General features: G+C 66.8%; 11 protein-coding genes. 8 read left to right on the top strand and 3 right to left on the bottom strand.

Features of this window, described 5'->3' with window-relative positions; genetic code table 11:
* Positions 1 to 34 precede the first annotated feature (34 nt).
* The 7 genes from araD1 (at position 35) to CV103_RS20600 (ending at position 11,481) form a co-directional block, all read left to right on the top strand.
* Positions 35 to 1,027: an AraD1 family protein gene (gene araD1 / locus CV103_RS20630; protein ID WP_015458031.1), complete on the top strand. Its 993-nt coding sequence runs from the start codon at positions 35 to 37 to the stop codon at positions 1,025 to 1,027.
* A 2-nt stretch (positions 1,028 to 1,029) separates the two neighbouring features.
* On the top strand, positions 1,030 to 1,956 hold the full coding sequence (locus CV103_RS20625) for a Gfo/Idh/MocA family protein (protein ID WP_015458030.1): 927 nt from the start codon (positions 1,030 to 1,032) through the stop codon (positions 1,954 to 1,956).
* A gap of 20 nt (positions 1,957 to 1,976) precedes the next feature.
* Positions 1,977 to 3,545 carry an alpha-N-arabinofuranosidase gene (locus CV103_RS20620; protein ID WP_015458029.1) on the top strand — a complete coding sequence of 523 codons (1,569 nt, stop codon included), beginning with the start codon at positions 1,977 to 1,979 and terminating at the stop codon, positions 3,543 to 3,545.
* A gap of 58 nt (positions 3,546 to 3,603) precedes the next feature.
* Complete coding sequence (locus tag CV103_RS20615) at positions 3,604 to 4,650, top strand: arabinan endo-1,5-alpha-L-arabinosidase (RefSeq protein WP_015458028.1); 1,047 nt, start codon at positions 3,604 to 3,606, stop codon at positions 4,648 to 4,650.
* A gap of 79 nt (positions 4,651 to 4,729) precedes the next feature.
* Positions 4,730 to 6,151, top strand: coding sequence for a family 43 glycosylhydrolase (locus tag CV103_RS20610; protein WP_107396037.1), 1,422 nt, complete (start codon positions 4,730 to 4,732; stop codon positions 6,149 to 6,151).
* Positions 6,152 to 6,469: 318 nt separating this feature from the next.
* Positions 6,470 to 9,331 (top strand): TonB-dependent receptor, encoded by a 2,862-nt coding sequence (locus tag CV103_RS20605; RefSeq protein WP_070934554.1) that lies wholly within the window; start codon positions 6,470 to 6,472, stop codon positions 9,329 to 9,331.
* A gap of 116 nt (positions 9,332 to 9,447) precedes the next feature.
* Positions 9,448 to 11,481 (top strand): MGH1-like glycoside hydrolase domain-containing protein, encoded by a 2,034-nt coding sequence (locus CV103_RS20600; protein ID WP_107396036.1) that lies wholly within the window; start codon positions 9,448 to 9,450, stop codon positions 11,479 to 11,481.
* A 22-nt stretch (positions 11,482 to 11,503) separates the two neighbouring features.
* Here the strand turns inward: CV103_RS20600 and CV103_RS20595 are convergent, their stop codons facing one another.
* Complete coding sequence (locus CV103_RS20595; RefSeq protein ID WP_245896988.1) at positions 11,504 to 14,248, bottom strand: TonB-dependent receptor domain-containing protein; 2,745 nt, start codon at positions 14,246 to 14,248, stop codon at positions 11,504 to 11,506.
* A 430-nt stretch (positions 14,249 to 14,678) separates the two neighbouring features.
* Between CV103_RS20595 and CV103_RS20590 the strand changes: the two genes are divergently transcribed.
* On the top strand, positions 14,679 to 17,000 hold the full coding sequence (locus CV103_RS20590; protein ID WP_015458024.1) for a TonB-dependent receptor: 2,322 nt from the start codon (positions 14,679 to 14,681) through the stop codon (positions 16,998 to 17,000).
* A gap of 78 nt (positions 17,001 to 17,078) precedes the next feature.
* On the opposite strand, the gene CV103_RS20585 is transcribed toward CV103_RS20590, so the two are convergent.
* Together CV103_RS20585 and CV103_RS20580 are read right to left on the bottom strand one after the other, a co-directional pair.
* On the bottom strand, positions 17,079 to 18,416 hold the full coding sequence (locus CV103_RS20585) for a sensor histidine kinase (RefSeq protein WP_107396034.1): 1,338 nt from the start codon (positions 18,414 to 18,416) through the stop codon (positions 17,079 to 17,081).
* Positions 18,417 to 18,420: 4 nt separating this feature from the next.
* A complete protein-coding gene (locus tag CV103_RS20580; protein WP_015458022.1) occupies positions 18,421 to 19,095 on the bottom strand; it encodes a response regulator transcription factor in 675 nt (224 codons plus the stop codon).
* Positions 19,096 to 19,238: the final 143 nt, after the last annotated feature.

Raw genomic sequence — 19,238 nt, 5'->3', positions numbered from 1 at the left:
CCGCAACGGCGGCGCCCTGAAGGGAGAGTTTTTCATGGCATTTCGTCTGCTGCAGCATTGCAGCGCTGAAGGCGTGCGTTCGGTGATCGCCGCGCGCGGCGCTGCTGCCGCCTTCGTTCCCGGCGCCACCAGCATCCACGCGCTGGCGCTGCGCGCGATCGGGGAGGGCAGGAGCCTTGCCGATATCGTCGCCGCGCTCGGCACCGGCGACGCGGTGGACATCGCGGCGGAACTGGCGGCCGGCCGCCTGCTTTCGCCGATCGACCATGAAGATCCCGCCCACCTGATCCTGAGCGGCACGGGCCTCACCCATCTCGGTTCGGCCGAGGGGCGGGACAAGATGCACCGCGAGGCCGCTGCCGCCGCCACCAAGACCGATTCCATGCGGATGTTCCTGGAAGGGCTGGAAGGCGGCAAGCCCGCGCCCGGCGAGACCGGCCAGCAGCCCGAATGGTTCTACAAGGGCGACGGCTCCCAGCTCGTCGGCCCCGGAGACGCGCTGACCATGCCGGCCTTCGCGCAGGATGGCGGCGAGGAGCCGGAACTGGCCGGCATCTACATCATCGGCCCGGATGGCACGCCGTTCCGCCTCGGCCTCTGCCTCGCCAACGAATTTAGCGATCATGTGACCGAACGGCACAATTATCTGTGGCTGGCCCATTCCAAGCTGCGGCAGGCGGCCCTGGGGCCGGAGCTGCTGGTTGGCGATCTGCCCGATAATGTGGCCGGCGCCAGCCGCATCCTGCGCGATGGCGAGACGCTGTGGGAAAAGCCCTTCCTGTCGGGCGAGGCGAACATGTCGCACAGCTTCGCCAATCTGGAGGCGCATCACTTCAAATATGATCTGTTCCGCCGCCCCGGCGACATTCACGTCCATTTCTACGGCACGGCCACCCTTTCGTTCACCGATGGCGTGCGCACCCGGGAAGGCGACGTGTTCGAGATCGCGGCCGCCCCCTTCACCCTGCCGCTGCGCAACCCGCTGGCGCGCGCCGGCGAGGCGACCGTCACGGTGAAGGCGCTTTGAACATGGACCCCATTCGCATCGCCGTCGTCGGCATGGGCAAGATCGCGCGCGACCAGCATCTGCCCGCGATCGCCGGCAACGGCGCCTTCAGCCTGGCCGCCACCGTCAGCCCGCACGATCCCGGCATGGCCGGCATCCCGCACCATCGCGGGCTGGAGGCGCTGCTGGAGGAAGGGCCGGCGGTGGACGCGGTCGCGCTCTGCACGCCGCCGCAGGTCCGCTACGATCTCGCCGCCATGGCGCTGAAGCGTGGCATCCACGTGTTCCTGGAAAAGCCGCCGGGCGCGACGCTGGCCGAGGTGGCGGCGCTCAGCGCGCGGGCCGACAAGGTGGGCGCCACCCTGTTCGCCGGCTGGCATTCGCGCTTCGCCGCCGGTGTCGCCCCGGCGCGCGCATGGCTTGCCGAACGCACGGTGGAGCGGGTTTCGGTCGTCTGGCGGGAGGATGTCCGCGTGTGGCATCCCGGCCAGGCCTGGATCTGGGAACCGGGCGGCCTGGGGGTGTTCGATCCCGGCATCAATGCGCTGTCGATCATCACCCACATCCTGCCGCGCCCCTTCTTCCTGAAATCGGCCACGCTGGTGCTGCCCGAAAACCGGGCGGCGCCGATCGCGGCGGACCTCGAATTCCGCGACACCGCCGGCGCGCCGATCAGCATGGACCTCGACTGGCGCCAGACCGGCCCGCAGAGCTGGGACATCATCGTCGAAACCGATGCCGGCACGCTGAAGCTTTCCAACGGCGGCGCGGTGCTATCGATCCCGAGCGGCACCGAACATAGCGAGGATCACGAATATTCCGGCCTCTATGGCCGCTTCGCCACGCTGATCCGCGGCGGCCGCAGCGATGTCGATACCGATCCGCTGCGCCTGGTGGCCGATGCCTTCCTGCGCGGCCGGCGCGAGATCACCGAACCGTTCCACGATTGAGAATAGAAGGGGGAGAGGAAATGATAGGAACCCTGCGCCGCGCCGCCACCGCGCTGCTGCTGTCCGCCACCGCCATCGCCGCCGCCACGGCCGGCCATGCCGAAGCGGTGAAGCCCGTGACCGTCACGGTCGCGGCGGACAAGCCCGGCCCGGTCTATGACCGCCGCATCTTCACCCAGTTTGCCGAGCATCTCGGCAACGGCATCTATGGTGGCCTGTGGGTGGGCAACGACAAGTCGATCCCCAACACCAACGGCTTCCGCAACGATGTGGTCGCCGCGCTCCGCAACCTCAGCGTGCCCGTGATCCGCTGGCCGGGCGGCTGTTTCGCCGATGAATATCACTGGCGCGAGGGCATCGGCCCGAAGGCCAAGCGGCCGGTGAAGGTGAATACCCATTGGGGCGGGGTGACGGAGCCCAACAGCGTCGGCACGCATGAATTTTTCGAGCTGCTCCGCCAGGTCGGCGCCGAGGCCTATATCGCCGGCAATGTCGGCAACGGCACGCCGCAGGAAATGGCCGAGTGGGTGGAATATATGACCGCGCCGGCCGGCAGCCTTGCGGACGAGCGCGCCAGGAACGGCCATAAGGAGCCGTGGAAGGTCCCCTATTTCGGGGTGGGCAACGAATTGTGGGGCTGCGGCGGCAATATGCGGCCCGAATATGCGGCGGACGTCACCCGCCGCTACGCCACCTTCATCAAGGCCCCCGCCGGCACGCGGATCATGAAGATCGCCGCGGGCGCCAATGTCGACGACTATAACTGGACGGAGACGATGATGCGCGTCGCCGGCAGCCAGCTCGACGCGCTTTCGCTCCATTATTACGTCCACCCCGCCGGTGGCTGGCCGCCGCGCGCGCCGGCCGTCGACTTCGACGAATCCGGCTGGGCCGATGCGCTGGCCGGCGCGCTGCACATGGAGGATCTGATCGCCAGGCACACCGCGATCATGGACAAATATGATCCGCAGAAGCGCGTGTGGCTGGCCGTCGATGAATGGGGCGCCTGGTATGCCCAGGATCCAGGCACGCATCCCGGCTTCCTGCGCCAGCAGAACACGCTGCGCGATGCGCTGATCGCGTCGATCCACCTGGATATCTTCGCCAGGCATGCCGATCGCGTGAAGATGACCGCCATCGCCCAGATGGTGAACGTGCTGCAGGCGATGATCCTGACCGAAGGCAACAAGATGGTGCTGACCCCCACCTATCATGTCTTCGAGATGTACAAGCCCTATCAGGACGCCACCGTGCTGCCGGTCAGCATCGATGCGCCCTGGTATGCCAAGGACAAGTGGACGATGCCGGCCGTCAGCGGATCGGCGGTGCGCGCCAGGGACGGCAAGGTCCATGTCGGCCTGTCCAACCTCGATCCCAACCAGCCCCACACGGTGACGGTGAAGTTCGACGGCCTGGCCGCGCAGGGCGTTTCCGGCCGCATCCTCACCGCGCCGGCGATCAATTCGCACAACAGCTTCGACGCGCCCGATGTGGTGCGTCCGGCCGCCTTCACCGGCGCCCGGATCGAAGGCCGCGTGCTGACCGTCGATCTGCCGGCCAAGTCGGTGGTGATGCTCGACCTGCAATGAACGGCCGCCGGCCGGGCGCACCGGCCGGCAAGCCCCATCGCCTATCGGGGAGGAGAGGATGAGGAAGTTCGCGACAGCGGCGCTGGCGGCGGCGGGCATCGCCGCGCTGGCGCTAAGCGGGGCCGCCCCGGCGCAGCAGGCCGAGGCCGAGGGCGGGGAGGCGACGCTCAACAGCCGGCTGACCGGCGATCTGGTGCCGACGCATGATCCGGTGATCATCCGCGAAGGCGATACCTATCATGTCTTCGGCACCGGCAATGGCGGCCGCTACATCGAAACCCGCACCTCGCGGGATCTGGTCCACTGGACGGCGGGCGCCCCGCTGTTCGATACCATCCCGGCCTGGGCGAAGGCGGCGGTGCCGGGCACCGACGGCATGTGGGCGCCGGACATCAGCCATGTGAACGGCCGCTACCGGCTTTATTATTCGGTCTCCACCTTCGGATCGAACCGCTCCGCCATCGGCCTGTTCACCAGCCCGACGCTCGATCCCAAGGCGCCCGGCTATGGCTGGCGGGACGAGGGGCTGGTGGTGATGTCCACGCCGGCCGACGACTTCAACGCCATCGATCCCAATTTCATCATCGATCGGGAGGGGCGGCACTGGCTGTCCTTCGGCAGCTTCTGGAGCGGCATCAAGCTGGTCGAGCTCGATCCGAAGACGGGCAAGCCGCTGAAGCCGGATGCGAAGCCGCTGTCGATCGCCCGGCGCCCGGCACCGGCCGGCGGCCCGGCCCCGGTGGAGGCGCCCTTCATCGTCGATCATGGCGGCTATTACTGGCTGATCCTGTCCTACGATTATTGCTGCAAGGGCGTGAACAGCACCTATTACACGGTGATCGGCCGATCGAAGGCGATCACCGGCCCCTATCTGGGCAAGGACGGCAGCGCGCTGATGGAGGGCGGGGGAACGATCTTCCTGCGCGCCGACCTGCGGGAGCAGCAGCGCTTCCGCGGCCCCGGCCATGCCGGCTGGCTGCATGACGCGGACGGCAGGGACTATGTCGTCTACCACGCCTATGATCGCCAGAATAAGGGCGCGCCCACGCTCAGGATCGCGCCGGTCCGCTGGGGCGCGGATGGCTGGCCGGTCGCCGAATATTGATGCGCCGGGCGGCCCGGCGCCGCCCGATGCTTTCTGATAAGCGCCGCCTTTTTCCGGGGCGGCATCGGGAGGAATGTCCATGAACCTGATCTTGTCCCGCCGTGGCTTCATCGCCGGCACGGCCGCGCTTTCCGCGGTGCCGGCGATCGCGCGCGCCGCTTCTTCGGAGGCGCCGGCCGCCGCGCCCGTGAACCCGCTGGTCCGCCAGCGCGCCGATGCGCAGGTCTTCCGCCACGAGGATGGCTGGTATTACCTGACCGGGTCGGTGCCGGAATATGACCGGCTGGTGCTGCGGCGGTCCCGCACCTTGGCGGGGCTGGCGACGGCGGAGGAGCGGGTGCTGTGGCGCCATCTTCCCAGCGGGCCGCTGTCCGGCTTCATCTGGGCGCCGGAACTGCACCTGATCGACGGGCGCTGGATCATGTATTTCGCCGCCGGCCCCAGCGGCGGCGGCGAGGATGTGTTCCGCATCCGCACCTATGCGATCGTCTGCGACGGGCCGGACCCGATGACGGGCGGCTGGTCGGTGCTCGGCCAGTTCCAGGCGCCGTGGGACAGCTTCAACCTCGATTCCACCGTGTTCGAGCATCGCGGCACCCGCTATTTCGTATGGGCGCAGCGCGAGCCGGGGATCGAGACCAATTCCAACCTCTATATCGCGCCGCTGGCGACGCCGCTGACCCTGGCGGCGAAGCCCACGCGCCTCACCGTGCCGACGCTCGACTGGGAGGTGCGGGGCTTCAAGGTGGCCGAGGCGCCGGCCATCCTCGCCCGCAACGGGCGGCTGTTCATGACCTATTCGGCGAGCGCGACCGATGCGCGCTATTGCCTGGGCCTGCTCACCGCCGATGCCGATGCGGATATCATGGATGCCCGCGCCTGGGCGAAATCGCCCGAGCCGGTGTTCGTCACTTCGGAAGCGACCGGGGTCTTTGGTCCCGGCCACAACAGCTTCACCGTCGACGAGGAAGGGCGCGACATCCTCGTCTATCACGGGCGCGATTATGAGGCGATCAGCGGCGATCCGCTGTTCGATCCCAACCGCCACACCCGTATCCAGCGGCTCTATTACCGGGCGGACGGCACGCCCGATTTCGGCATACCCGTCGGCAACGGCCCCTTGCCCGATCGGCTGTCGCCCGCCGATCGCCGGGAATCGCACCTGGCGCACGATGGCGCCCGCCTGTTCGTGGGCGAAGGGGCGCTGCCTACGACCCAGTTCCGCCAGTCGCCCGCGCGGGTCGCCGGCAGCGTTACGCTGAGCCCGATCGATATGCCGGACTATTGCATCGCCATCGGGCCGGACGGCGCGGCTCGCCTCGAAAAAGCGGGGGCGGATGCCGCTTTCCTGCGCAGGAGCAGCTTCGTCCGTCGCCCGGCTCCGGGTGGCGCGGTGCGCTTTACTCCCGTGGGCGGCGCCGATAAGGCGCTCGCCCATCGCGACGGCGCGCTCGTGCTGGCGTCCGCTGGCGACGCCGCTTCCGCCTGGGTGCTGGGATAAGCGACGCATACGACTCGATAAGTCGGACTTGTGCGGTCATCCGGGCCGCATTCGGAGACTGGATCAAGCGATGATGGAGACGCGGTCGATCCCTGCGGATCGGCGCGTCTCCCGCCCTCGCCTGTCCGCCAGACGGGCGGCGTATCCGCAAAATAATGAATAATAACAGCATATTAATCGACGTGTGTCGCGCTTGCCACGCTGGCTTGCCGGGTGACATCCATTCGCAACTTTGTCCTTGCGCTGCCCCGGTGTCGGAAATAAGTAGTCGGAGTTAATAAGCGGCGCGGCAAGTCGCCGGCCGAGGGGAGGGGTGAGATGGCTTTCAAGCCGATTGTCATGTGTTCCGTGTCCATTTTCTCGCTGATGGCGGGCACTGCGGCCTATGCCCAGGTCGATGCCGCGCCGGCCGCCCAGCAGGGCGATGCCGCGAGCAATGAGGACATCGTCGTCACCGGCGTCCGCGCCTCCATCGTCGGCGCGCTCAACGTCCGCAAGGAATCGATCCAGATCGTCGACTCGATCGTCGCGGAGGACGTCGGCAAGCTGCCCGACAATAACGTCGTCGAGGCGCTCCAGCGCGTCACCGGCGTCCAGGTCACCGATCGCGGCGGCGGCGAGGCCGCGACCGTCACGATCCGCGGCCTCGCCGATCCGCTGACCACGCTCAACGGCCGCAACGTCTTCACCGCGGCCGGCCAGTCCTTCGCGCTGCAGGATGTCTCGGCCAACCTCGTCAGGCAGGTCGACGTCTACAAGACCCGGTCGGCCGACCAGATCGAGACCGGCCTTGCCGGCCAGATCGACGTCAAGACCCGCCGTCCGTTCGATTTCGACGGCTTCGCCATCTCGGGCCTGGCGCGCGGCATCTATAACGAGCAGGCCGATACCTATAATCCCAACGTCGCGCTGCTCGTCAGCGATCGCTGGGAAACCGGCATCGGCGATATCGGCGTGCTGGTGAACGGTTCGTGGAGCCGCACCAAATATCGCAACATGTCGACCACGGCCGGCGCCATGGTGCCGTTCCTGACCGACGGCAACCTGCCGGGCGTGACGACCAGCAATATGCCCGGCGCCTGCCCGCAGGGCGCGCCCTGGGTGCCCTATGAGCGCCTGCAGCCCACCGACTGCCGCGTGGTTTCGCCCACCAACCCGAACGGCAATATCTGGACGCCCGGCACCAATTCCGGCCTTCCCACGGGGGCGGGGTCCACGCTGGACATCAACGGACAGGAAACGCCCTATGTCCTGTCGCGCGACGCGGTCTTCAGCTCGGATCTCTACGGCAAGCGCGAACGCCCGTCGGTCAACGCGGCCGTGCAGTGGGCGCCGAACAGCAGCTCCGTCTACACCGCCGAGGTCTTCTATTCCGGTTTTCGGGGCAACACCTTCAACTCGCTGCAGTTCAGCTTCGTCGACTGGTGGGGCAATCCGGGCGCGGTCGAGCTTTATGACGGCACCAACATCGTCAAGGCGCGCACCGTGGACGATGTCTACGGCTTCAACAGCGGCGATTATGCCACCAACAAGACCGACAGCTTCGTCTATGCCCTGAACGGCCAGTGGGATCTTGGCGATCGCGGCAAGATCATCGGTGACGTCGCCTACCAGACGAGCACCAACAAGACCTCGTTCATCGCGATGCGCACCGATCGCGTGGCGCAGCAGATCACGGCGGATTTCAACGCCGGCGGCGGCGTCCCCTCCTATCACTTCGACGACGATTCCCTGCTGACCGATCCCAGCGTATGGAACGTCGCCCAGCTTTACGACAATGCCGACAAGAACAAGGGCAGCGCCGTCACGCTGACTCTCGACGGCTATTACACCTGGGACGAAGGCTTCCTGCGCCGGGTCAAGGCGGGCGTGCGCTATGACGACCGCAAGGCTTCCAGCTTCACCCGCACGCAGGACGCGAACAATCTGGGCGCGCCGCTTTCGTCGCTGGGCGAGGACGCGCAGTTCACCAATTCCGGTTTCTTCGACGGCCGCGCCGACGTGCCGACCAGCTGGACGCTGGCCAACGGCTACTGGCTGCACAGCAATGCGGATTATGTGCGCGGTCTCTACGGCCTGCCGACCAGCGGCCAGCTCTCGCTCGATCGCGTCTTCGACATCGATGAAACGACGATGTCGGCCTATGTGATGGCGGACGGCGAAGTCTCGATCCTCGGCCGCCCGCTCCAGCTGGAAGGCGGCGTCCGCTTCGTCGCGGTGAGCACCAAGTCCAACTTCTTCAACCGCCTGGCGGACGGCGAGCTGACCCGTGCCGGAAACTCGGCCGAGAAGTTCCTGCCGAGCTTCACCGCGCGCTATGAGATCACGCCCAGGCTGCGCCTGCGCTTCAACTATGGCGAAACGCTGCGGCGTCCGAACTTCACCGATATCAACCCGAACTATTCGCTCACCGGCGATCTCACCAATGTCGGCTATGGCAGCGGCACGGCCGGCACGGCGAACCTGAAGCCCACGCATTCGAAGAATTACGACCTCGCGCTCGAATGGTATTTCGAACGCAACAGCGCGATCTACGTCACCGGCTTCCGGCGCGAGATCAACGGCCTGGTCGTGCCGCTGACGGTGATGGAGCATATCCCGGACAACGATATCGTTGCCGGCGCGACCGACAATTTTGCGATCACCCGGCCGGTCAATGCTTCGGATGGCGTGCTGAAGGGCGTGGAAGTGGGGCTTACCTACTATCCGAACTATCTGCCCGGCATCCTCGACGGCCTCGGCTTCCAGGGCAGCCTGACGGTTCTCGATTCGAACCAGACGATCCCGGAAACGGATTCCGCCGGCAACATCACGGGCGAAACCCAGTCGCAATTCTTCAACGTGTCGAAGCTGTCGTACAACACGACGCTGGCTTACGATAAGGGGCCGTTCAACGCCCGCTTGTCCTACATCTGGCGCAAGGGCTTCCTCCACAACAACGAGGCGCGGCTCTTCGCCAACCCGATCGGCATCTGGTACAAGCCGGAATCGAGCCTCGACCTGCAGCTCACCTGGAACGTCACCGACAATATCGGCGTGACCTTCGATGCGGTGAACCTGCTCAAGTCGAAGCAGCAGAGCTACTACAAATACGGCAATGCCGGGGATTCCGAGAAGTATAATCTCGGCACCCTGCTGCTGGCGCGCACCTTCGCGCTGGGTGCCCGCTTCAGCTTCTGACCTCTGTTCCCCTGGGATGCGGCCTCTCCTTGCCGCATCCCGCATATGGCGGCCGTTCCGGGATCCCTCTCCTACGTCCCCGGGGCGGCCGCCGAATTTTCGAGCGAGGATGGCGGATGCGCGCATGGCTCCGGATGCTGCTGGCGGGCGCGGCGCTCGCTGCGACGGCGGCCGCGCCGCCCGGCCCGGCGATGGATACGCACGCCATCGCGGCGCAGCGCTTCGGCAATGATGCGCCCTGGTATGAAGGCCGCATTCCCTTCTTCGAATCCGCCGATCCGCAGATCGATGCGGTCTATTATTATCGCTGGTCGCTGTTCCGCGCCCACCAGCGCGACCTCGGCGCCGAAGGCTATATCTCCACCGAATTCCTCGACGATGTCGATTGGCAGCGCCATCCCTTCGCCAGCCTCAACGACGCCACCGGCTTCCACCTGGCGGAAGGGCGCTGGCTGAACGATCGCCGCTATGCCGGCGATTATGTGGATTTCATGTATCGCGGCGGCAACGACCGCCACTTCACCGATCATATGGCGGATTCGGTCTATGGCCGCTTCCTGGTCGATGGCGATCGCGAGGCCGCGCTGCGCCATCTGGCGGTGATGCGCCACATCTATCGCCTGTGGGACGAGAAGTTCGATTTCGCGAAGGGCCTCTATTTCGTCGAGCCGCTGCTGGACGCGACCGAATATACCGTCTCCTCGATCGATGCGTCGGGCGGGGAGGACGGGTTTCGCGGCGGCGATTCCTTCCGGCCCTCGGTCAACGCCTATATGTTCGCCAATGCCCGTGCGCTGGCGAGGCTCGCCGAAATGGCCGGCGACGAGGCGATGGCCGGCGAGTTCCGGGAGCGGGCGGACGCGCTTCGGGCGCGGGTGCTCGATGCGCTGTGGAGCCCCGATCTCGCCCATTTCATCGATCGCTACCAGGTCGATAACGATCATGTGAAATATTGGTCGCCGATCCGCAATCGCGAGCTGGTCGGCTATCTGCCCTGGATGTTCGATCTACCGCCGGACGAGGCCCGCTATGCGGCGGCCTGGCGCCATCTGCTCGATCCCGCATCGCTGGCGGGCAAGGCGGGCATGCGCACCGTCGAGGCGTCCTACCCATATTATATGCGCCAGTATCGCTATCTGGGCAGCGCGCCGGAATGCCAGTGGAACGGCCCGGTCTGGCCTTATCAGACCACGCAGGTGCTGACGGGCATGGCCAACCTGCTGGATCATTATCGCGATCACGGCCCGGTCACGCGCGGCGACTATATGCGCCTGCTGCGCCAATATACCGCGCTTCACTATCAGGGCGCCGGGAAGGACCGCCGCCTCGATCTGGAGGAGGACTATCATCCCGAGACCGGCCGGCCGATCGTCGGGCTCGATCGCAGCCACCATTATTTCCATTCGGGCTATGTCGATCTGATCCTCACCGGCCTCGTCGGCATCCGCCCGCGCGCGGACGATATGCTGGAGGTGAACCCGCTGCTGCCGGACGCGGGCGATGCCCAGGCCCTCCCCTGGTTCCGCGTGCAGGACGTGCCCTATCATGGCCATCGCATCGCGGTGACCTGGGATCAGGACGGCAGCCATTATGGCCGTGGTCCGGGGCTGGCGCTGGAGGTCGATGGCCGGGAGGTCGCCCGGCGCGCCACGATCGGCCGCCTGGCCGTGCCGGTGCCCCGCGCTCCGGCTCCGTCCTATGCGCGCCCGGTCAACCGCGCCGTCCAGCTCGTCCGGGGCAATTTCCCCAGGGGCGAGGCATCGAGCAACACCGATCCCGAAAATGTCCATGACGCGATCGACGGGCGGCTGTGGTTCTTTCCGGAACTGCCCAACGGCTGGTCGTCCGCGCCTGCGGGGGGCGAGCAATGGTATGCCGTCGATCTCGGCAGGCCCATGCGCCTGTCGCGGGCCGAGCTCGCCTTCTTCGCCGATGGCAAGGGCTTCGATGTGCCCGAGCGTTATCGCATCCAGGCCTGGACCGGGCAGGGCTGGCGCGATCTCGCCGCGCCCGCCGGCCGGCCGGTCGCCAACGGCGTGACCCATGTCGGCTGGCCCGCCGCCGCCGTCAGCAAGGTCCGCCTCCTGATGCGCCAGCGGCCGGGCCGGGCCGTCAGGCTCGTGGAGCTGAAGCTATACGAGCCTGATTGAGGCGCCCGCGCGGCCCGAGCGGTCAGGAGCGCGGCCCGGACGGCCGGGGCGGGAAGAACAGCTTGCGGAAGCTGATGCGGATCGAACGGCCCAGCGGATCGAGATAGTCCGGCTGGTAGCTGACCGGCGTGATGCCGTCCGCGTCGCGCACGCGCATCCGTTCGTTGAACAGGTTCGTCACCGAAAGGGTGAGCCGCGAGCCGCGCAGGAAGGGGACGGCGGACACCAGCTTCGCCTGCTGGCCCAGATCCGCGAAGAAGCGGAGGTTGATCGTCGTCAGGCTGGAAAAGTGCAGCGAATCCGATCCGTCGGGCCCGCCATTCACGTCCGTGCCGCTGCGCCACGCGGCGGAAAGGCGCGCGCCCAGCCCGTTATGGGTCAGGCCGGCCTGCGCCTCCACCTCATGCCTGGGCTGGCCGCCGGTCGATCCGATCGCGTCGCCGTCCAGCAGGTCCAGCATCGGCCCGTCGGGGCGGACGAGGATTTCCTCGCGCAGGTGGACGGTGTGATAGACGGCGAACTGCATCCGCGTGCCGCGCCCGCCGGGGCCGCGGCCGAAACCGCCGCCGCCCGGTCCGAAGCCGGCACCGCGCGGCCGATCCGCGTCGCTCCCCGCCGGGCGCTCGGCGGGCGGCCCGTCACCCGCATCGCGCGCCAGCTCCCGCAGCATCGGCCGGTTGCCGGCGCCCGTCGGCGGAGAGGAAAGCTGCTTCGAGAAATTGATCCCCCAGCGCAGCTCCTCGCTGTTCTGGCGGGTGAAGTTGATCGGCCGGCTGTCGACGCTGACGAGCTGGCCGCTGGCATCGCGCACGAAGCGATCGGGGAAGGCGGCCTCGATCGCGGCGGTGGGCGTCGGGAAGGCCGCCACCGCATCGCGCACGCGGCTGTTCACATAATCGGCGCTCAGCGTCAGGTCGTTGCCGGTAAAGGGGCGGATGGTCGCCCCCAGCTTGAACACGCGCCGGTCGTCGGCCTGGAGCGTGGGGTTGCCGCCGCTGATCCGGGTGACGTCCACCGTCTCGCCGCGCACATAATCGAATATCCGGACGCCGCTGGTCGCGATGGTGGGGTTGCCGAGCTGCTGCATGGTGGGCGCATTCTCGTCCTCCGTCACCGATGCGATCAGGCGGATGGCGGGGATCGGCGTCCAGTTGAGGCCGTAGCCCAGCGTGGTCAGCCCGCCGAAGTCGGAAAGACGGTCATAGGCCAGGTTCACATTGGCCGAAAGCTCGCCCAGCGGGCCGATGAAGCCGCGCTTCCGGCTGGCCAGCGGCAGGTCCAGGCTGATCTGGCCGCTGGCGATGTCGCGCGAAAGATCGCTGTCCGTCATCATGCCGGCGCGGGTGGAATGGGCGTCGAGGTCGTTGAACTCGCCGCCCAGCTTCACCGTGGCGGAGACCGGCCCGGCCGGCAGCCGCGCCAGCGTGCCGTTGGCGACGAGCTGGATATTGCCCACGCCCTCCACCGAACGCGCGCGGTCGATCAGCGGGCCGCCCATCAGGGCCGCGGGGATCGGCGCGAAGGGGTTGAGCGTGGGATCGAGCGCGTCGATCCCAGCCTGGAAATCGGTGATGTCCACGCCGTTGCGGGTGCGCGTCCTGATCTCGGTGCGGTCGTAATTGCCAGTGGCATTCCATTGCCAGCCCTTGGCCGCGCCGCTCAGCGTGAAGCCGAGATGCCCGGTCACCGTCTTGCTCTGCTGGGTGCGCGGATCGATCTCGTCGAGATAGCGGTAGAGCCGCGTCTCGCCGGCGAAGGGGGAGAAGGGGCTTTCGCCGGGCAGCCGGATCGATGCGGTGGCGAGGCCCTGGGCGCTGTCGCTCTCGTCATAGGATAAGGTGCCGTTCACCGTCGCCGATACGTCGCCGAAGATGGTGCGGTTCAGCACGGCGTTCATCGATACGCTGTCGGTCTGCGGCAGCAGCGTGCGGTAGCGCCCCGTATCGGTCGTGTTGACCGGCCGGTTGAAGGCGGTAAGCGGCTGCGCGCCTTGCGCCGCGGCGGCAGGCACGCCGGCCGCCGTCACGGGCTGGCCGGCAAGCGCGCTCAGCGCGGGATCGATCTCGTCGCCATAGACGGGTGCGGTGATGTTGCCGGTCACGTCATAGGGGCGACGCGGCATATCGGCGACGATATCGCGCTCATCCTCGTAGAGCGCGGAGCTGCGCTGATATTTGAGCGCGAGGTTGAAGCGGCCTTCCTTGTTGATCCTGAGCAGGCTGCTCTCGGCGCTGGCGCTGCTCTGCCCGCCTTCGGTCGGCGCGGCGCCGGTCAGCTCGGCGGTGGTCGTGCGGAAGCGCGGGCGCAGCACGATGTTCACCACCTTCTGGTCGGCGCGATAGCCATATTTGAGCGCCACTTCCTCCGGCAATATCTCCGCGCGCAGGATCGCCTCGGTCGGAATGTCGCGGATCTCGGCGAAGCTCGATATCCGCTTGCCGTTCAGCAGCACCACCGGCCGGCCGCCCCGGCCGCTCGTCGTCTGCGGGCCGAGCTCGGCGATGAGGTCGGTGATCGAGCTTACGCCATAGGTGCGGATGTCCGCCGGGCTCAGCACCAGCTCGGGCGCGATGTCGCCGATCACGCTGCCCGGCGGGCGCTGGCCGGTGACGACGATATCCTCGTCCCCCGCCATCTCGGCATCGGGGGCGGGGCCATGCCTGTCCGGTTCGGCCGGCGCCCTTTCCTGGGCGGCGGCCAGTGCTGGCAGGAGGGCGATACCGGAAAGCAAAAGCGGCAGGCGGACCATGACAATCCCGTGTTTCATCTGTTTCGCCCGCCCTATTCGGGCCGATCGAACATTTTATGTCGGCGGTGAAATATGCGCGGATTTCCGCGCCCGGCGGGCGGCGGCGGCTCTGTCGCGGGGCGCGTCCCACGGAAGGATACCGCCGGCAATGCGCGCGGGCGCGGACCGGCGCTGCCATGTTCTTTCTCCGTTAAGAGGCAGGCGATATCGGAAGAATCGAAATTGATCGGAAAATTATCTTTTCTATATGTCGGGAAATATACTTTCCAGCTTTCCGATGTGACGTGAGATAAGGTCGGAATGACGGATAGGTTCTAAGAATAAATCCAAAATGTAACGAAAATGTATATATAATTACAGTTAGGTTATTGCACCTGTAACATAACTGCCTTCATAAATATTCTATTGCCGCCCCCGGTCCTGATTTTGATTCTCTTCGGGGGAAAGCATGCAAAATGATATCTGTCTGACGCGCTCGGTTGCGCGCGCCCTGCTGGCCGGCACCGCCTTCATGGCGCTGGCCGTGCCCGCTCTCGCTGCGGAAGTCGCGCCGGCGGAAGCCGCCGCCCCGGAAAGCGCCAGCCCCGAAAGCGGCGGCCTTAGCGAGATCGTCGTGACCGCGACCAAGCGGGAAACCAATCTCCAGAAAACGCCGATCTCCATCTCGGTCATGGACAGCAAGGCGCTGACCGAGCGTCACGCCCAGAGCCTGCTCGATCTCGGTGACGGCGCCATTCCGGGCCTGCGCGTCGCCACCTTCGAGGCGCGCCAGTCCGCGCTCACCATCGGCATTCGCGGCATCGTTCCCCTCGACGCCAACCAGCCCGCGCGCGAGCAGGGCGTGGGCGTCTATATCGACGGCGTCTATCTCGGCCGCCAGCAGGGCCTGAACGCGGCGCTGATGGATATCGAGCGGATCGAGGTGCTGAAGGGGCCGCAGGGCACGCTGTTCGGCCGCAACACCGAAGGCGGCGCGCTCAGCATCGTCACCAAGGGGCCGTCCGGCGAGTTCGGTTTCCGTGGCACCGCCGGCATCGGCAATTACGGCGCCTATAATGCGGACGCCCATCTCGACCTGCCGGAATTCCACAATTTCAGCCTGAAGGTGGACGGCGTCGTCCAGTATCGCGACCCCACGGTCAAGAACCCGCTGCCCGGCCAGACCGGCTGGAACTATTATGACCGCCGCGGCGTGAAGGCCACGCTGCGCTGGCAGCCCTCCACCGATTTCACCGCCGATTACAGCTACGACAACGGCTATGACGCCAACTCGCCTTTCTACAGCCAGCTCGTCAACTACAACCCGCTGAACAAGCCGGCCGGGGCGATCGCGCCGCTGCCGCCGATCGTGGTGGTGGGCGACAAGCGCATGGACGTGGCCGATATCGGCGTGCCGCAGCAGCCGAGCGTGGACAAGACCTTCGGCCACACGCTGCACCTCAGCTGGAAGGTCGCGCCCGAGGTGGAGCTGCGGTCGATCACCGCCTACCGCGAAGTTTCGGTGGAGCAGTGGGACAATAGTGGCGGCGCGCATCGTGTGCCCGTTTTCGCGCCCAACGGCAATTTCAGCCGCTACAGCCTCGCCGGCCTCTGGCAGCACCAGTTCAGCCAGGAATTCCAGGCGGTCGGCAGCACCGGCAACCTCGATTATGTCGCCGGCCTCTATTATTTCAACGAGAAGGCGAGCGACGACGCCTCGACGCCCAGCTCCAACCAGTGGAATGCCGACGGCACCGGCTACACCATCCTCGATCCGACGCCGACGATCCGGGGCCATCGCTCGATCGACCGCGCCAGCACCGCCTGGTCGAAGAGCTATGCCGCCTACGGCCAGCTCACCTACACGCCGGACCTGATGGGCGGCATCACCCACCTCACGGTCGGCGGCCGCTACACCCATGACAACAAGCATGGCGAGCTGACGACGGTGAACAACGCGCCCACCGACTTCACCTTCCGGGAGAAGAACGACCGCTTCGATCCGATGGTGACGCTGGCGGTGGATGCGACGCAGGACATCAACCTCTATGCGAAGTTCGCCACCGGCTATCGCGCCGGCGGCGCCAGCTCGCGCTCGCTCACCTATCGGTCCTTCGGGCCGGAAAAGGTGAAGTCCTATGAAATCGGCGCCAAGACCGAGCTGTTCGATCACATGCTGCGCCTGAACCTTGCCGGCTACATCATGGATCGCACCGGCAGCCAGATCGATTTCAGCCTGGTGACGCCGCAGCCCAACGGATCGACGCGCAACACGCTGGAAACCATCAATGCGCCGGGCACCACCAAGATCCGCGGCGTCGAGGCGGAAGCGACGCTGAGCCCGATGCAGGGGCTGACGCTGAACGCGGCCTATGCCTACACCTATACCAAGATCCCGCCGACGCTGAATCCGTTCAGCGGCGTGGTGCAGCCGGTGTTCATCGTCTTCACCCCGCGCAACACGGCCAGCGGCGCGGTGGATTATTCGGTGCCGGTCGGCGGCGTGACGGCCAGGCTGCACCTGGACGCCAATTATGCGCAGGCGACCCAGACGTTCGATCAGTTCGCGATGAAGGCGGACTCCTCCTTCATCGTCAACGGCCGGCTGTCGCTCGCCGACATCAGCCTCGCCAACGACAGCAGCAAGCTCACCGTCTCGGTCTGGTCGCGCAACCTGTTCAACGAGGCGCACATCTATCGCCGCGATCCTTCCAACCAGGCGACGCTGGGCGATTACGCCAACTATAACGAGCCGCGCACCTACGGGCTGGAGGCCAGCATCCGCTTCTGATCGAAGCCGGGCCTGACCGGATATCAGGCCCCGCCGTCCCCCTCGCGGGACGGCGGGGCCTTTTTCCTTTCCATTGCCTCAGTCCGCCCGGACGGCCAGCACCGCCCGCAGGCCGGGGCCGGCATCCTCCAGCGCGAGGCGCCCGCGATGCAGCCGGGCGATCGCCTCCACCAGCGACAGGCCCAGGCCGTGGCCCGAACGGTTGCGCGCCTTGTCCAGCCGGCCGAAGCGGCGCAGCGCATCGGCGCGGCGCTCGGCCGGGATGCCGGGTCCGTCATCCTCGACGATCAGCATCGCCTCGTCCCCCGATCGCGCGGCGCGGACGCGGATGGTCGATCCGGGAGGCGTGTGGCGCACCCCGTTCTCGATCAGGTTGATGATCGCCTGGCTCAGCAGCCGGCGGTCGCCATGGACGGGGATGGCGGGGCAGGGGCCGATCTCCAGCCGGTGCTCCTCGGCTTCGGCCACCGGCGCCATCATCTCGCCGATCTCCGTCGCCAGCGCGCCGAGGTCCAGCGCGGCGAAGGCGGCGCGGCGGTCGCCGCCCTCGATCTCGGCGATGCGCAGGATGGCGGCGAACATTTCCAGCAGCGCGTCGCTCTGGGCGATCGCCTGGTCCAGCCCCTCCCGCATCGCCGGCGTATCGGCCTCGCGCCGCAACCGCGCGAGCTGGCCGCGCAGCCGGCCGAGCGGTGTTCGGAGATCATGGGCGATATCGTTGGAAACATTGGCGATGCCGTCCATCAGGGCGGCGATGCGATCGAGCATCCGGTTGAAGGCCCTGGCCTGCTGGTCGAACTCGCTGCGCGATCCATCGACCGGCACGCGCTGGCGCATATTGCCGTCGATGATCGCATCCACCGTCTGGCGCATCTCGCGGATGCGCCGGCTTATCAGCGTCCCGAAAAGCACGATGCCGCCGAAGACGATGAGGATGATCGATCCGAAGCCGAGCACGTAGATGCGGACGCGCGCGGAATTATAGTTCTGGATCGGCTCGGTCTCGGCCAGCGTCGTCAGGATCATGCCGTTGCCGATGTCGCGGGTGAAGGCGCGGCCATGGGTCAGGCCGGGAATATGATCCGCCGCGCTCAGCGTCGAATAGCCGGGCGGCGGCACGCGGGCGAGCCGGACGTTGCCCGCGATGAAATGGCCCTTGGGGCCGGTCAGCAGGAAGCCCACGTCGCCCTTGTCCCGGCGCTGGGAAAAGAGCGTGATGAGCGCGCGCACCCGCGCCGGATCGGCCGGATGGTCGCTGCCGGAAACCTCCATATTCTCGCCGGCGATCCGCTGGTCCACCAGCCGGGTGATGGTCCGCTGGGTGACGAGCAGGGTGCCCACGCCCGTCAGGATCGTCGCGACGAGGAAGACGATCAGGAACAGCGCCGACAGGGATCGCAGCGAATGCGGGCGCATGCGCTCAGGCGCGTAGCATGTAGCCGATGCCCCGCACGGTCACGATCGGATCGTCGCAGCCGGCTTCCATCAGCTTCAGCCGGAGGCGGCGGATATACATGTCGGCGATGTTGGACTTGGGCTCGAAATCATAATCCCATACCCGTTCGTAGAGCATCGCCCGGGTCAGCACGCGATCGGCGTTGCGCACCAGTTCGGCCAGAAGCTGGAATTCCACCTTGGGCAGCACCACCGGCGCGCCCTTGTACCAGGCCCGGTGGCGCAGCGGGCTGACGGTGATGTCGCCGGCGCTGATCGTGTCGTTTTCCGGCATGTTCCATTGCCGGCCCCGGCTGACGGCCATCAGCCGGGCGTTGAGCTCCGCCGCGTCGACCGGCTTCACCACATAATCGTCCGCGCCCTGTTCCAGCCCCTCGACCTTGTCGGCCGACTTGCCGAGCGCCGTCAGCATGATGACGGGAAGCGTCATGCCCTCGGCCCGCATCCGGTTGAGGACGGAAAGGCCGTCCAGCTCGGGCAGCATGCGATCGAGGATGACGGCGTCGAACTTCCGGTCCACCAGCGCCTGCAGCGCGAGGCGGCCGTCGCCCACGATCTGCGCCTGATGCCCGCATTCCCGCAATTCGGCGGCCAGGTCCTTCGCCAGGATGGCATCGTCTTCAACCAGCAGAACGTCCAAAACCGCCTCCAATGGTCCGCCGGCGCCGCGCGCCGGAAGGGATGCGCATAGGCATAGCATATGAACGCATGATGGCCGATCATGCCGATGGACGGGTGCCGCGCGCTTCGCCATTCTCCCCAGCGCAGGCAGAAGGAAAGGCA

It is taken from the genome of Edaphosphingomonas fennica (assembly GCF_003034225.1).
Taxonomy (GTDB): Bacteria; Pseudomonadota; Alphaproteobacteria; order Sphingomonadales; family Sphingomonadaceae; genus Sphingomonas_E; species Sphingomonas_E fennica.
The sequence above is the reverse complement of the archived record's forward strand: the minus strand, read 5'-3'. Positions and strand labels throughout refer to the sequence as shown.

Coding starts and splice junctions, on each gene's coding strand:
- CV103_RS20585 (WP_107396034.1), bottom strand. CDS start 18,416: ATGCGCCCGCATTCGCTGCGATCCCTGTCGGCGCTGTTCCTGATCGTC.
- CV103_RS20590 (WP_015458024.1), top strand. CDS start 14,679: ATGCAAAATGATATCTGTCTGACGCGCTCGGTTGCGCGCGCCCTGCTG.
- CV103_RS20605 (WP_070934554.1), top strand. CDS start 6,470: ATGGCTTTCAAGCCGATTGTCATGTGTTCCGTGTCCATTTTCTCGCTG.
- araD1 (WP_015458031.1), top strand. CDS start 35: ATGGCATTTCGTCTGCTGCAGCATTGCAGCGCTGAAGGCGTGCGTTCG.
- CV103_RS20625 (WP_015458030.1), top strand. CDS start 1,030: ATGGACCCCATTCGCATCGCCGTCGTCGGCATGGGCAAGATCGCGCGC.
- CV103_RS20620 (WP_015458029.1), top strand. CDS start 1,977: ATGATAGGAACCCTGCGCCGCGCCGCCACCGCGCTGCTGCTGTCCGCC.
- CV103_RS20595 (WP_245896988.1), bottom strand. CDS start 14,248: ATGAAACACGGGATTGTCATGGTCCGCCTGCCGCTTTTGCTTTCCGGT.
- CV103_RS20615 (WP_015458028.1), top strand. CDS start 3,604: ATGAGGAAGTTCGCGACAGCGGCGCTGGCGGCGGCGGGCATCGCCGCG.
- CV103_RS20600 (WP_107396036.1), top strand. CDS start 9,448: ATGCGCGCATGGCTCCGGATGCTGCTGGCGGGCGCGGCGCTCGCTGCG.
- CV103_RS20610 (WP_107396037.1), top strand. CDS start 4,730: ATGAACCTGATCTTGTCCCGCCGTGGCTTCATCGCCGGCACGGCCGCG.